This window comes from Pseudomonas sp. TE3786, from assembly GCF_054057335.1.
Genome location: NZ_JBSRZF010000027.1, coordinates 15,784 through 28,827, shown reverse-complemented (window position 1 = coordinate 28,827; position 13,044 = coordinate 15,784). Strand labels below are relative to the sequence as shown.

The 13,044-nt window shown below is 62.1% G+C and carries 10 protein-coding genes and 1 pseudogene; 4 read left to right on the top strand and 7 right to left on the bottom strand.

From position 1 onward, the window contains the following. Nucleotides 1-329: 329 nt before the first annotated feature. The 7 genes and pseudogenes from ACVW0Y_RS22055 to ACVW0Y_RS22025 all read right to left on the bottom strand — a co-directional run bounded on the left by ACVW0Y_RS22055 (nucleotide 330) and on the right by ACVW0Y_RS22025 (nucleotide 6,831). Entirely contained in the window at nucleotides 330-1,202 is an 873-nt protein-coding gene (locus ACVW0Y_RS22055; RefSeq protein WP_457441242.1) for a LysR family transcriptional regulator, read from the bottom strand. A 99-nt stretch (nucleotides 1,203-1,301) separates the two neighbouring features. After that, complete coding sequence (locus ACVW0Y_RS22050; protein WP_457441241.1) at nucleotides 1,302-1,610, bottom strand: DUF6482 family protein; 309 nt, start codon at nucleotides 1,608-1,610, stop codon at nucleotides 1,302-1,304. A 30-nt stretch (nucleotides 1,611-1,640) separates the two neighbouring features. Then, complete coding sequence (locus ACVW0Y_RS22045; protein ID WP_457441240.1) at nucleotides 1,641-3,830, bottom strand: putative bifunctional diguanylate cyclase/phosphodiesterase; 2,190 nt, start codon at nucleotides 3,828-3,830, stop codon at nucleotides 1,641-1,643. Then, entirely contained in the window at nucleotides 3,827-4,369 is a 543-nt protein-coding gene (locus ACVW0Y_RS22040; protein WP_457441239.1) for a heme NO-binding domain-containing protein, read from the bottom strand. Before ACVW0Y_RS22040 ends, ACVW0Y_RS22045 begins: the two co-directional genes overlap by 4 nt. Before the next feature lie 170 nt (nucleotides 4,370-4,539). Next, nucleotides 4,540-4,689, bottom strand: a pseudogene (locus tag ACVW0Y_RS22035) (type II toxin-antitoxin system RelE/ParE family toxin); the annotation flags it as partial. 185 nt (nucleotides 4,690-4,874) lie between these two features. Beyond that, nucleotides 4,875-5,909, bottom strand: a complete 1,035-nt coding sequence (locus ACVW0Y_RS22030) for an AraC family transcriptional regulator ligand-binding domain-containing protein (RefSeq protein ID WP_457441238.1) — start codon at nucleotides 5,907-5,909, stop codon at nucleotides 4,875-4,877. Nucleotides 5,910-5,916: 7 nt separating this feature from the next. Next, nucleotides 5,917-6,831: a GGDEF domain-containing protein gene (locus ACVW0Y_RS22025; RefSeq protein WP_457441237.1), complete on the bottom strand. Its 915-nt coding sequence runs from the start codon at nucleotides 6,829-6,831 to the stop codon at nucleotides 5,917-5,919. Between the two features lie 412 nt (nucleotides 6,832-7,243). Between ACVW0Y_RS22025 and ACVW0Y_RS22020 the strand changes: the two genes are divergently transcribed. The 4 genes from ACVW0Y_RS22020 to tolR all read left to right on the top strand — a co-directional run bounded on the left by ACVW0Y_RS22020 (nucleotide 7,244) and on the right by tolR (nucleotide 13,039). After that, a complete protein-coding gene (locus ACVW0Y_RS22020; protein ID WP_457441236.1) occupies nucleotides 7,244-9,772 on the top strand; it encodes a TonB-dependent receptor in 2,529 nt (842 codons plus the stop codon). Nucleotides 9,773-9,837: 65 nt separating this feature from the next. Next, nucleotides 9,838-11,787, top strand: coding sequence for a phytase (locus tag ACVW0Y_RS22015; protein ID WP_457441235.1), 1,950 nt, complete (start codon nucleotides 9,838-9,840; stop codon nucleotides 11,785-11,787). 90 nt (nucleotides 11,788-11,877) lie between these two features. Continuing rightward, a complete protein-coding gene (gene tolQ, locus ACVW0Y_RS22010; RefSeq protein WP_457441234.1) occupies nucleotides 11,878-12,585 on the top strand; it encodes a protein TolQ in 708 nt (235 codons plus the stop codon). Nucleotides 12,586-12,595: 10 nt separating this feature from the next. Then, nucleotides 12,596-13,039 carry a protein TolR gene (gene tolR, locus ACVW0Y_RS22005; RefSeq protein WP_457441233.1) on the top strand — a complete coding sequence of 148 codons (444 nt, stop codon included), beginning with the start codon at nucleotides 12,596-12,598 and terminating at the stop codon, nucleotides 13,037-13,039. Nucleotides 13,040-13,044: the final 5 nt, after the last annotated feature.

Here is a 13,044-nt window from a genome sequence, read left to right as displayed (position 1 = left end):
TGAACGTAATTCGCATAACCCGGGACGCGTTTTTTTGGCGTCAATATAATCGCTTGATGATGAGAGAGAGTAGGTGCTGAAATTTGTCACTTGTTACTGTTGAGGGGGTTTTTATAATTGTCTGACAATAATCATGAGTTGTATTTGGTAATTAAAAATAACCTTAAATTTCATGGCAGTGCGGAAGTTACAGAAAAAGCCTAGTGAGTTAAGGAGGCTGTCGATCAGCAGTTTTATTTTGTAATTCAACTAATACGATTTTACGATTTAGTGCTTCGCATAAGTGCCTGATGGATAAGCAGCGCTAATACGAATGGTCGCTGTGTAAGTCACCCCTGCGAAGCCGACAAAGCGCCGCGCGCCAATTTCCAGAATGCGGCCGGCAAGCGCGCATGGCGACGCTCTTTGAGGCAATACAAATACTCGGCAATCAGCGGCGCGCCCTCCAGCTCGACCACCTTGAGCTGGGGATTATCCGGCACTTCCTGGCGGGCGATGATGCTGATGCCGATATTGCGCAGCACCGCTTCGCGGATCGACTCACGGCTGCCGATCTCCAGCAGCGAGGCCGGTGCCACGCCGGCTTCGCGCAGCAGTTTTTCGGTGAGCACGCGGGTGGTGGAGCCGGTTTCGCGCATCAGTAGGCAGTGCCCGGCCAACGCACTCAAGGGCACCCGGTTATGCACCGCCAGGGGATGGCTGCGGTGCACGGCCAGCACTAATGGGTCCTGGCCCAGCACCAGGCGGGTCAGGCGTGCGTCCTCGACCAACTGCGACGAGGCGGCAAGGTCGACGCGGTAGTCTTCCAGCGCTTCGAGCACTTCCTGGGAGTTGCCGATGGTGAGCGTGACTTCGCACTGGGCAAACTGCTGGCGAAAGCCGCGCACCAGATCGAGCACGTAATAAGGTGCCGTGGCACCGATGCGCAGCGCGCCCTGGACCTGGCTGCTATTGCGCAAAAAGAACTCGATATCGGCTTCCTGCTGCAACAGGTTTTGCACCATCGGCAGCAGGCGTACGCCTTCATCGCTGAGGGTCAGGCGGCGGCCGCCGCGGTAGAACAATTCCACGCCGTACTGGCTTTCCAGATGACGAATCTGGGTGGTCACCGTGGGCTGGCTGAGGCCGAGTTTCTTCGCCGCCTGGGTAATGCTGCCCAGGCGGGCCACCATATGAAAGGACTTGAGTTCGGCACACAGCATGAAGAAACCACCGCAGGGCGGAAGCGCCCGAGGTGGCAACAGTATTAAAAAAAGATGACGTAAATATGACCACCAAAGAGCGCCGCAACGCCGCTTGCCCTACCAGGCCGAGCCCAGCGTAAGCGGCTGGCGCAGGGGCTCCTGGCACTCTTGGCTGCAGCCGCACATTTCGGTATGTACCTCGCAGTGCACCAGGTGAAACGGCACCACCATCGGCAGACCTTCGAGCAACTCCCGCGCCTGAGTCACCGAGCGCAAACGCAAGGTTTCGCCGTCATTCATCTTCACCGGGTGCAGGAGATCCGCCACCTGGGCCTGGAGCAAATAGATGCCGCCCTCCAGCGACCATAACTCCAACCCCTGCAAGTCACCGGCCTTGGCGAGCTCGAAAATATCCTGAATATTCATCGTCCCTTCTCCTTGTTCCCCGTGCGTTGCCTAGCGTGCAGTGCGGTCGCCATCTTCTGCGCCCGGGTTGGTTGTCGCCAGTAAGCGAGTGAAGGCCTCGATGCTCAGCGGCGGGTAGTAGTAATAACCCTGCACCTCGTCGATGCCTTCGGCCTGTACCAGCTGCAGTTGCGCGGCAGTTTCGACCCCCTCGGCAGTGGTTTGCAGCGACAGCGCGCGGCACAGCCCGGCAATCGAGGATAAAAGGGCGCGCCCGCGGGGCGACTGTTCGAGGTCGGAGATAAAGCTGCGGTCGATTTTGACCCGATCCAGCGGCAGCTCCTTCAGGTAGCTCAACGACGAGTACCCGGTACCGAAATCATCCAGGGCGATGCGAAAGCCGGCGTCGCGCAGCGCTTGCAGGCGCTGGCGAGCGAAGGCGGAGTCTTCCAGCAGAATCGACTCGGTCACCTCCAGCTCCAGGGCCTCGGCAGGCGCTGCGCACTGGCCCATGCTGTGGCGCAGCACGGGTAGCAATTGCTCGTCGCGCAGTTGCCGGGCCGACAGATTGATCGCCAGGGTCAAAGACCAGCCGCGCGCTTGCCAGTCGTTGAGCAACAGCGCCGCCTCGCGCACCAGCCAATGGCCGATGGGCACGATCAGGCCCAGTTCTTCTGCCAGCGGGATAAAGGTGTCCGGCGGCACCCGCCCGTATTCTTGGGTGTCCCAGCGCAGCAAGGCCTCGGCGCCGACAATGCGTTGGTCGCTCAAACGGATTTTCGGCTGCAACGCCAGGCTCAGTTCGTTGCGCGCCTGCGCCCGGCGTAACAGATTGGCCAGCTTGATCCGGTGCACCAGTTGCTCGTTCAACTCCGGGCGGTACAAGGCGTATTGGTTGCGTCCTTCGCGCTTGGCCACATACATGGCGGCGTCGGCATGGCGCAGCAGGTCGCCGGCTTCGTTGCCGTGATCAGGGGCCAGCGCGATGCCGATGCTCGGCGTGGCCGTAAGGATGTGCCCAGCCAGGTACATCGGGTCGTTCAGTGCCTTGATCAATTTGTCGGCCACCAGCAGCACTTCGGCCTGATTACGCAACTCCAGCAGCACCACAAACTCGTCGCCGCCCCAGCGCGCCACCAGGTCACCGTGCCTCAGGGCTTGCTGCAAGCGCTTGGCCACCTGTTGCAACAGGGCATCGCCGATATCGTGGCCAAAGGCATCGTTGACCTGTTTGAAGTCATCCAGATCGACAAACAGCAGGGCCAGGTGGCTGTCGCCGTGTTGGTACTCCAGGGCGCGCTGCAGGTGCTCCTGAAATTGCAGGCGGTTGGGCAGTTGGGTAAGCACATCGAGGCGTGCCAGATGCTGCAAGTGATCGGCGGCACGACGCCGCTCGCTGATATCGCGCAACGACAGCACCAGGTGACCGACCTGCTGATCGCGGCTGCTCACCAGGGTGCTGGTCAGCTCCACTGGCGTGCGCTGGCCGGTCGGGCGCAGGCAGGTGAGTTCACCTTGCCAATGATCGGTGCTGGACATTGCTATCCACGGACAGCGGTTGTCCCCATCGAGCAGTAGTTGATCGAGCTTGAGGTCGGGCAACTGCGCGGCGCTGATGCCCATCAGCTCAAGAAACGCCGCGTTGGCCTGCAGCACACGCTTGTCGCTGGCCAACACGGCGTTGGCATCGCGGTTATTGGCGAAGGCAGCGGCCAGCAGGCGCAAGTGTTCCTCCGCCTCACGCTGGCGACCGATGTCCTTGCAGGTGCCGGTGATGCGCTGCGCCAGACCATCGCTGCCGCGCTCCACCGCGCGGCCCTGCATACGCAGCCAATGCCAGGGTTGCTCGGGCGTGTTGCGCAGGCGAAATTCCAGATCGTAATAGTCACAAGTGCCGCGCAGGTGTTCGTTCCAGGCTTGCAGAGCGGCGGGTTGGTCCTCCGGGTGCAGGCGTTGCACCCAGTCATCCAGGCTCAGGTTCTCGCCCAGCGGTTCCCCCGGCTGGCTGGAGAAATAGTGCAGGCGCATCAGATTGTCCTGAGCCTGCCACTCCCAGATCAGCTCGCCGCTGCCCCACAGTGCCAATTGCAGGCGACGCTGGTCCTCCGAAGCGGCCAGGGCGTGTTTCAGCTCGACGGTGCTCAGGTACAGCTCGCGGGATTTCTCGGTGAGCAATTGCTCGGCGGTCTTGCGCGCCTGGCGCTCGCGATCCAGGCGCCGCTGCCACAGTTCGTCGCTCACTGGCGGGTCATATCAAAGCGGGTGGCGCTGCCGGCACTGCCGGGCAGGTCCTCGCGGTGGATGCGCACCGATTCGCCATAGTGCTGAATACAGCCGCGAATCAGGCCTTCAGCAAGGTCGGCCAAACCGCGGCTGGAACGGTAGATCAGCACCAGGTGCTGGGCCGTGTGCTCGGCGGTTTCGAAGCTGGGCAACTGCGCCTGCGGATAGAGCTTGTGCACTTCCTGATGCACATGGCCATCGACACTGGCCAGCAGGCTGAAGGCGTCGTCGCAGTGCTCCAGCATCTGGGGATACAGCTCGACGAAGCGCTGAAACAGATGTTCGCCATACACCTGCACCAGCGCCGACACGCTACTGCCGGTAAGCCGCGACAGGGTCGTCACCAGCGCCTGCATTTCTTCATGGGGGTAATAGCCAACCGCAGTATAAGCGCCGTTATTGGCAAGGGGCGTTTCGGTAAGCATCTGATCCGCCAGCTCCGGCGAATAGCGTTGCTCGACCATTTCCAGGAACTCGGTAAAGACCATGCCCAGCATCATGCGTCCCTTTAGCTAATCAGGCTTTACAGGGTATAGATGGCGGTGCCAGGGGCGGCAAGTGCTGGAGCGTATTGAGTAGAAGAAGGGAAAAATGCGCTGGCTTGGTTTTTACCTGCGCAGGCGTTAAGGACGTACTTTTGCTCTTGGCTGTCGGTCAAGTGACGGCAGTGCAGTCGATCCAGGTCTGCTGGTGTGCTGGCTTGGTCCGGAGCGTGTAACAGACGCGCTAGTCGCTTCGCATGATCGGCTCGAATGCCGCGGGTTGAGCCGGTCTGATGAAACAGACACAAACCCTTGGGCTGGAAACTCACGATCATGTGCGCGCTATGTGATGCAACGCATCACATAGCGCAAGCCGTGCTTGCGTGGTGGTGGCATCCGATTCCATCGTGTTCTCCCTGTGCAAACGTGCCCGCAGCCGTGATGACAGCGGCGCTCACCTTTAAAAGGAGATAAATATCGACGTCTGGAGGACGCTGCCTAAGCCAGCAGCGGAAAACCGCTAGCTACGTAGCAGAGCCAACAACGCACTCGGTGCCAACCCGGTCCAGCGTTTAAACGAGCGGCGAAAGTTGGTGGCGTCGTGGAAGCGTAAATGGCTGGCCACTTCGTCGTTGCTGTAGCCCTTGAGCTGATACAGGTACAGCGCCACCAGCATGCGGATCTGGTCGTGTTGTTCCTGGTAGCTGGTGCCGTGTTTGTGCAGTTTGCGTTTGAGGGTGGCCGGGCTCATGGCGAAGGCCGCGGCGGCGTGTTCCAGGTTGGGGGCCTGGCGGACGTGGCGAAACAGCCAGCGTTGCAGGGTGTCCAGCAGGCTGGCTTGCGCACCGAGGTCGTGCAGTTGCTGGCGGGCCTGTTGGCAGGCGACCTGGGCGGTGCTTTGCACGGTTTGCGGCCAGGGCCGGGTGAGGTATGCACGCGGCAGGCGCAGCAGGTTGTAGGGGCGGTTGAAGTGCAGGTCTTCGCCGAGGTTGACCCAGTACTGTTCGATGTAGCGCGGCGGTGCCTGGCGGAAGTGACATTGCCAGGGCAGGTGTTCGCCGCCCAGGCGTCGGCTCATGGCCACCACCGCAGTCATATTGGCTTCCAGCAGAAAGCCCTGCTGGCTGCCGCTGCCACTGCTGTCCAGCCAGTACAGGTAGGCGTGCTGGTCATCCAGCAGCAGCCGTGGGCTGAGCAGCGGCGAGAGCAGGGCGCGCAGTTCACTCAGCAGCTCCAGGGCCTGTTGCAGGTTGTTGGCCAGGGCCAGGGCCTGGCTGGCGGCACCGTGGTGGCCGGGCAGCAGGCGTTGGCCGAACAGAAAGCTGGAGTCATCGGCACCGAGCAGACGCTGGGCGTTGTCGATCAGGGTGAGGAACTGCGCGGGGCTGATCAGGGTGTCGGCCTTGGGAACGTCTTCCACAAACAGGCCGGTGCCGCGCAGCAGGCGATGGCTGTCGATGCCGCGCGACAGGCACAGCTCGATCAGCGTGGCGGGTTGCTGGTGCGCGGCGATGATGCGGCTGTCGCACTCGTACCAGGGGCAGGGCAGGGTCATGGCCGCCTCAGGCGCTCAGGGCCAGCGGGCGTTTGGCTTTGGCCAGTGCCAGGTTGAGGCGTTGCAGCAGGCTTTCCGGGCTTTCCTGCAAGGCCATCACCGTGGCGACCGTGGCGCTCAGCTGAATGCGTTCGCCATGCTGGCGCGACTTGTGTGCCAGGTGGCGCAGGGACTCCGTCAGCTCACGGGCCAATTGCGCCGCGAGGGTTTCGCCGGTGTTGGGCAGCAGCACCACAAAGCGGTCGCCGGCCAGGCGGCAGAGCAGGTCTTGCTGGCGCAGATTGAGCAGCAGCAATTGGGTCATGGCCTGCAGCACGCGGTCGCCTTCGTCATGGCCATAGCGCTGATTGATGCCGTCGAAGTTGTTGATATCCACCACCACCAACGACAGCGGCTGCTGCTCGCGGGCGCTGTATTGCAGGCTGAGTTCCAGCTGTTTGCGCAGGTAATCGGCACCGCCCAGTGGGGTGAGCTTGTCGAACAGCCGGTGCTCGCGAAACAGCCGCTCGCGTTTTTCCATTTGCTGGGAAATGGCCAACTGCTCGTGGTGCCAGTGGTACATGCCGTAGGTAAGAAACAACAGGCCCACCGGCATCGGTGCCGATTCCAGCCAGTGGTCCCAGGTGACGGTATCGGGCAGACGGATAAATTCGTCGAGCAGGTCGATCCACCAGGAAAAGAACACACAGCTCAAGCCGATGGCCAGCAGGTTGGTCACCCGCCCGGCCGGCCGGCTTTTCAGAATCAGGCCCAGCCATACCAGCGCCAGCACGGCCGAGCCGCCTTCGCCTACCAGGTCCAGCCACACCCACTCGGCCACGGCCTTGAGGTCGCCAGCGGCCAGGTGCAGCAACAGGCCGAGGTTGGCGGCGAGGAACAGGGCGGTGAGTTTCAGGCGGTGGTGGTGCAACAGGTTGGACATGGAGATTCCTGAGCAAAGGGAGATCGCGTAGGAGCGGCTTTAGCGGCGATGCTTTTTGATCGTCAAAGGCATCGCGGCTGAAGCCGCTCCTACAGGAAATCAGGGGCGACACACTAATGACGCCCAGCTAACCAGCGCTTTATGACGCTGAGGTTGCAGCGGGGGAGGTCAATTGGGCTCAGGCAATCGTGCGATTTTTTTGCCTGGCCGCCAGCGGATGCCGTCAAGCGTGGGTTGGCGGTTTCAAACGCCAGGTCATTTCAGCCCATTCACCCTGTATAACACGGCCAAACCCGCGGTTTTACTGGGTTTGCTCGGGGCGCTGTCACAGAAGCGTCATGCCCGCTGCCTAGCGTGGCGCTCCACTTGCCGGGTTCCAGCCTGGCGTTTGCGACCACATGGGGAGTTACCGATGACGTTGAAATTCCGCCCGGCCCGACGTGCCGGCCACGCCCTCAGCGCCCTGACCCTGGCCATCGCCGCCAGTGCCGTGTTGGCGGCCGAGCCTGCACCTGAAGTCGTCGCCGAGGGCGATACCGAGCACGTCAATGTGGTCGGTCAGGCGGTGAGCATGGACAAGGCGATCAAACAGCAGCGCACGGCCGACACCGTGAAAAGTGTGGTGAGTGCCGACGGCGTTGCCCAGCTGCCGGATGAGAACGTGGCCGAAGCCGCGCAGCGCTTGCCGGGCGTAAGCGTGGAGCGCGACCAGGGCGAGGGCCGCTTTGTCAGCGTGCGTGGCCTGGGGCCGGACCTCAACAGCGTGAGCATCAACGGCACGCTGATTCCCTCGCCCAACAGCGATACCCGTGCCGTCGCCCTCGACGTACTGCCCTCGGAACTGGTGCAGTCGCTCAGCGTGATCAAAACCCTCACCCCGGATATGGACGCCAACTCCCTCGGCGGCACCATCGAAGTACAGAGTCTGTCGGCGTTCGACCACAAAGGCCTGTTCTACACCGGCAGCGTCGAGGGCAGCCACGATGACAACACCGGGCAGAACAGCCCGAAAGTCTCAGGTGCGGTGAGTGATCGTTTCAGCATCGGCGATGGCACCAACAACTTCGGCGTCGCCGCTGCGCTGAGCTGGGGCCAGCGCGATTTCGGTTCCGACAACGTGGAAACCGGCGGCGACTGGGACTTTGCAGACGGGGCCAAGCTGGAACAATTCGAGCAGCGCGATTACGACATCACCCGCGAGCGCACCGGCGCCGGTTTGAACTTCGATTACCAGGCCGACGACTACAACAGCTACTTCCTGCGCACCCTCTTCAGCCGCTACAAAGACAACGAAACCCGCAATGCGGCTGGCGTCGAATTTGCCGACGCCCAGGCCGCCGGCGAAAGCGGCGACAGCGAAGGCTGGCGCGAGCTGAAGAGCCGCGAAGAAACCCAGGAAATCCAGAGCTATGTGCTGGGCAGCGAACACCTGCGCGGTAACTGGACCATCAACGCCCAGGCCGGCTGGAGTGAGTCCAGCGAAGACAGCCCCGGCCATATCGCCTCGGCCACCTTCGAGGGCAATGATGATTTCAGCGATAGCGGTTTCAGCAGCACCAGCAAGCCGCGCCTGAATATCGGCAGCGAGTTCTACAACCCGGCCAATTTCACCCTGGACAGCGTGGAGTGGGAAAAGCAGAACACCACCGACACCGAGAAAAACATCAAGCTCGACTTCGCCCGCGACTACGAATGGGCCGGCAATGCCGCACGGGTTAAGTTCGGCGGCAAGCTCAGCCGCCGCGACAAAGACAACGACCTCGACAGCTGGGTGTACGAAGACTTCGATAACTACGGCATCAGCGATGACGAGCTGTCCCTGACCCAGTACACCAAAGGCAGCGTGCACTACAGCCTGGACAACTTCGGCCCCGGCATCAGCGCCAGCTCGATCAAGAACCTGCTCGGCCGCCTGGACCGCAGCGCGTTCTACGACGAGGAACAGTCGCGGGTAAATGACTTCACCATGAGTGAAGACATCAACGCCGCGTACCTGATGCACACCGTGGATGTGGATGCCTGGCGCATCATCGCCGGCCTGCGTTACGAAGGCACCGAGTTCAAAGCCAAGGGCACCGGTATTCAGGATGGCGACTATGTGGCCAGCAACGCCGACAACAAATACGACCACTGGCTGCCGGGCCTGCATGTGCGTTACCAGCTCGACAAACAGACCCAGGTACGTTTCGCCTGGACCAACACCGTGGTGCGGCCGAGCTTCGAGCAGCTGGCACCGGGTTTTGTGATTGATGGTGACGAGGCCGAATTCGGTAACCCGGATCTCGATGCGCTGGAGTCGAGCAACTTCGACTTAGGCATTGAGCACTACCTGAACAAAGACGGCGTGGTCTCGGCCTTTGTGTTTTACAAAGACATCGACAACTTCGTCTACAACGCCGACCTCGCCGGCAGCGGCCGCTGGGCCGACTTCGACGAAGCCAACACCTTTGCCAACGGCGACAGCGCCGATCTGTACGGCATCGAACTGGCCTGGCAGCAGAAATTCAGCAGCCTGCCGGCACCCTGGAATGGCCTGCTGATGGGCGCCAACGCCACCTTCAGCCGCTCCGATGCGCATATCGAAGGGCAGGGGCAGAAGCGCGATATCGACCTGCCGTTTCAGTCCGATAGAGTCGGCAACCTGATGCTTGGTTGGGAAAACGACAAGCTCAGCCTGCGTCTGTCGGCCAACTACAAATCCGACTACCTCTACGAAGTGGCGGCCATCGACGACAAGGCCCACGACCTGCATGTGGACGACCAGACCTTTGTCGATTTCACCGCGCGCTACGTCCTGACCAAGAACCTGCAGCTGTCGTTCGAGGCGCAGAACCTCACCGACGAGTCGTACTACGTGTACACCGGCAGCGGTTCTTACAACGGTCAGTACGAAGAGTACGGCCCGACCTACAAGCTCGGCCTGACCTTCACCCACTTCTGATCACGCCCACGCGCTCCGCGTGGGGCGCGTGGCCTGTGCGTTTTCTGTACAAGGACACCGATTTGATGAGCCCGTTGTTTACCCGATCCGTGCTGGTGGCCGGCCTGTTGCTGGCCGGCTGCGATGTGTTGCCGCGCTCTAGCCAAGCTGGAGCTGGCCAAGCCAAGCCCGCGTTGACGCTATCGCCGTGGAGCGCTTCGGCAAATGTGAAGGCCGAGGATGTGCGTTTTCTCCCCGCCGATGTGGCGCAAGGCACTGATCTGCGCCTGGCCGCCAGCGAACGCAACGGCCTGCTGCTGTTAAGCGGCGATGGTGCCGAACTGGCCCGCTTGCCGGGCAATTACAGTGGCCTGGACAGCCGCGCCCTGGGCCGCCAGGTGCTGGTGGCCAGCATGGACGGTGCCACCCAGCAAGCGGCCCTGGTGCTGTTGGACCCGGGTACCCGGCAGTGGGCCAAACCGCTGTTGCTGCCGGCACGCGATTACGCCGTATCCGGCCTGTGCCTGTACCGTGATGAAGCGGCCAACCTGCATCTGTTTTTGCTCGGTGAAGACGGTAAGGGCGAGCAATGGCTGGTGGGCAGCGGCGCGCAACTGAATAAACAACCGCTGCGCCTGCGAGGCCTGCCGACACCTCCGGGTGCCGAGTATTGCCATGCCGATGACGCGGCCAATCGCCTGTATGTGAATGAAGAGGGCGTCGGCCTCTGGGCGTTTTCTGCGGCACCGGAAGCCGATGTCGCCCGGGTGCCGGTGGACCTGCGCGCGCCATTCGGTGGTCTGGCCGGTAACCCACAGGCCATGGTCGGTGTGCCGGGTGGGCTGGTGGCGCTGGATAGCGATAACGCCACGCTCAATCTGTACCAGCAGGAGGGCGAGCACTGGCAGCACGTCGGCAGCTTGGCGCTGGACGCTCTGCAGGAACCCGAACGGCTGGACGCCCGGGTCACTGCCAATGGCCTGGAATTGCTGATCGAAGACGGTGAGCAGAAACGCATCTATCAGGGCCAGTTGAACTGGAAGCCAACTGCCCAGGCACTGCCGCCGCGTCTGCCCAATGTACCGGCGCTGCGCCAGACCGAGCCGGTCGGCCGCCAGGGGGATGCCGCCGATGACCCGGCGATCTGGCTGCACCCGACTCAGCCGCAGCTGTCCCGCGTGCTGGGTACCAACAAGAAGCAGGGCCTGCTGGCCTATGACCTCGACGGCCGTCTGCTGCAAGAGCTGCCGGTGGGGCGTTTGAACAATGTCGATGTACGCGCCGGTTTCACCCTGGCCGGCAAGCCGATTGACCTGGCGGTGGCCAGCAACCGCGACAACAACAGCATCAGCCTGTTTGCCATCGACCGCGCCACGGGCGAGCTGCGCGAGGCCGGTGAAGTGCGCACGCCGCTGGCGGAAATCTACGGCATCTGCCTGTTTCAGCCGGCCTCTGGCGAGCTGTATGCCTTTGCCAACGGCAAGGACGGCACCTTTTTGCAGTATCGCCTCAGCGATGTGCAGGGGCAGATCCAGGGCCAGCAGGTGCGCCGCTTCAAGGTTGAAAGCCAGCCCGAAGGTTGCGTCGCCGATGACCGTCAGCAACGCCTGTTTATTGGTGAGGAAGACGTCGGCGTGTGGACGGTGGATGCCCGTCCGGATGCTTCCGGCGAACTGACCAGCGTGCTCAAGGTGGGCGAGGTGCTCAAGGCCGATGTCGAGGGCATGGGCCTGTACCACGGTGCCCACGGCGATTACCTGGTGGTGTCCAGCCAGGGCAATGACAGCTATGTGCTGCTCGATGCGCAACCGCCGTTTGCCGTGCACGGCGCGTTCCGCGTTGGCCTCAATGGTGCCCTGGGCATCGACGGTGCTTCGGAAACCGATGGCCTGGAAGTGACCGGTGCCAACCTCGGCGGCCCCTGGAGCCAGGGCCTGCTGGTGGTGCAGGACGGCCGCAAGCGCATGCCCGAGAGCACGCAGAACTTCAAGCTGGTGCCCTGGCGCGATGTGGCCAAGGCGCTGGGCTTGCCTTGAGCGGCTGTCATCAGTTGGTAACAGCCAGGTAATCGAATAGCCGTACAACAAGCCCCGTGCAGACGGGGCCATGAATTAGGAGCTGCAACCATGCACAGCACACTCGAACAGATGAGCGTCTGGAGCCTGATCAATGATGCCTCGCTGCTGGTAAAGGGCGTGATGCTGATTCTGCTGTTGGCCTCCTTGGTCAGCTGGTACCTGATTGTGCAGCGCAGCCTGCTGCTGGGGCGGATCGAACGCCTGCTGAAGCAATTCCAGCTGCGTTTTCGCAACAGCAACGACCTGGCCCAGCTGTACCGCGAAAGCACTGAAGCACTGGACGACGAGGCTTGCCTGCAGCGGATTTTCCACGCGGGTTTCAGCGAATACAGCCACCTGCGCCGCGAGCCGGAAATTACCCCTGAGGCGGTGGTGGATGGTGTCGAGCGTCGCCTGCTGGTAAGCATCAGCGAAGAACAGGAACGCCTGGAAAAGGGTCTGGCCTTTCTCGCCACTGTCGGTTCGGTAAGCCCCTATATCGGCCTGTTCGGCACCGTGTGGGGGATCATGAATTCCTTTATCGGTTTGTCGCAGGTGCAGCAGGCCACCCTTGGCACCGTGGCACCGGGTATTGCCGAGGCGTTGATTGCCACCGCCATCGGCCTGTTTGCGGCGATTCCCGCGGTGATTGCCTACAACCGTTTTGCCGCGCGGGTGGAAACCCTCAGTACGCGCTTCTACAGCTTTGGCAACGAGCTGCAAGGCCGCCTGCACCGCGCCCTGCAAGCCACCACGCGCCTTGCGCAAGCGGCCTGAGGACGACGCCATGCGCAAGCCAGTGAGAAAGCACGGGCCCAAGGCCGAAATGAACGTGGTGCCCTATATCGACGTGATGCTGGTGCTGCTGGTGATCTTTATGGTCACCGCGCCGATGCTCACCCAAGGGGTGAAAATCGAGCTGCCCAAGGTGGCTGCCCAAGCCCTGGCCAGCAACAGTCAGCAGCAGATCCTCACCCTCTCGGTAAAGGCCGATGGCGGTTACTACTGGAACCTCGGTGCCGAGTTCGATAGCCAGCAGCAGGAAGACAGCGCGGTGGGCCTGGAGGAGATGACCGCGAAGGTCGGCGCCATCATCGCCGCCCGTGGCGACACCCAGGTGTATATCCGCGCCGATCACAACACCGATTACGCCACGGTGGTGGCCGGGATGGCGGCGTTGCAGAAGGGCGGCGTGCGCAATCTCGGCCTGATCACCGAGGCACCGCAATGAGGGCT

Coding starts and splice junctions, on each gene's coding strand:
- ACVW0Y_RS22025 (WP_457441237.1), bottom strand. CDS start 6,831: ATGTCCAACCTGTTGCACCACCACCGCCTGAAACTCACCGCCCTGTTC.
- ACVW0Y_RS22055 (WP_457441242.1), bottom strand. CDS start 1,202: ATGCTGTGTGCCGAACTCAAGTCCTTTCATATGGTGGCCCGCCTGGGC.
- ACVW0Y_RS22040 (WP_457441239.1), bottom strand. CDS start 4,369: ATGCTGGGCATGGTCTTTACCGAGTTCCTGGAAATGGTCGAGCAACGC.
- tolR (WP_457441233.1), top strand. CDS start 12,596: ATGCGCAAGCCAGTGAGAAAGCACGGGCCCAAGGCCGAAATGAACGTG.
- ACVW0Y_RS22020 (WP_457441236.1), top strand. CDS start 7,244: ATGACGTTGAAATTCCGCCCGGCCCGACGTGCCGGCCACGCCCTCAGC.
- ACVW0Y_RS22015 (WP_457441235.1), top strand. CDS start 9,838: ATGAGCCCGTTGTTTACCCGATCCGTGCTGGTGGCCGGCCTGTTGCTG.
- ACVW0Y_RS22030 (WP_457441238.1), bottom strand. CDS start 5,909: ATGACCCTGCCCTGCCCCTGGTACGAGTGCGACAGCCGCATCATCGCC.
- tolQ (WP_457441234.1), top strand. CDS start 11,878: ATGCACAGCACACTCGAACAGATGAGCGTCTGGAGCCTGATCAATGAT.
- ACVW0Y_RS22050 (WP_457441241.1), bottom strand. CDS start 1,610: ATGAATATTCAGGATATTTTCGAGCTCGCCAAGGCCGGTGACTTGCAG.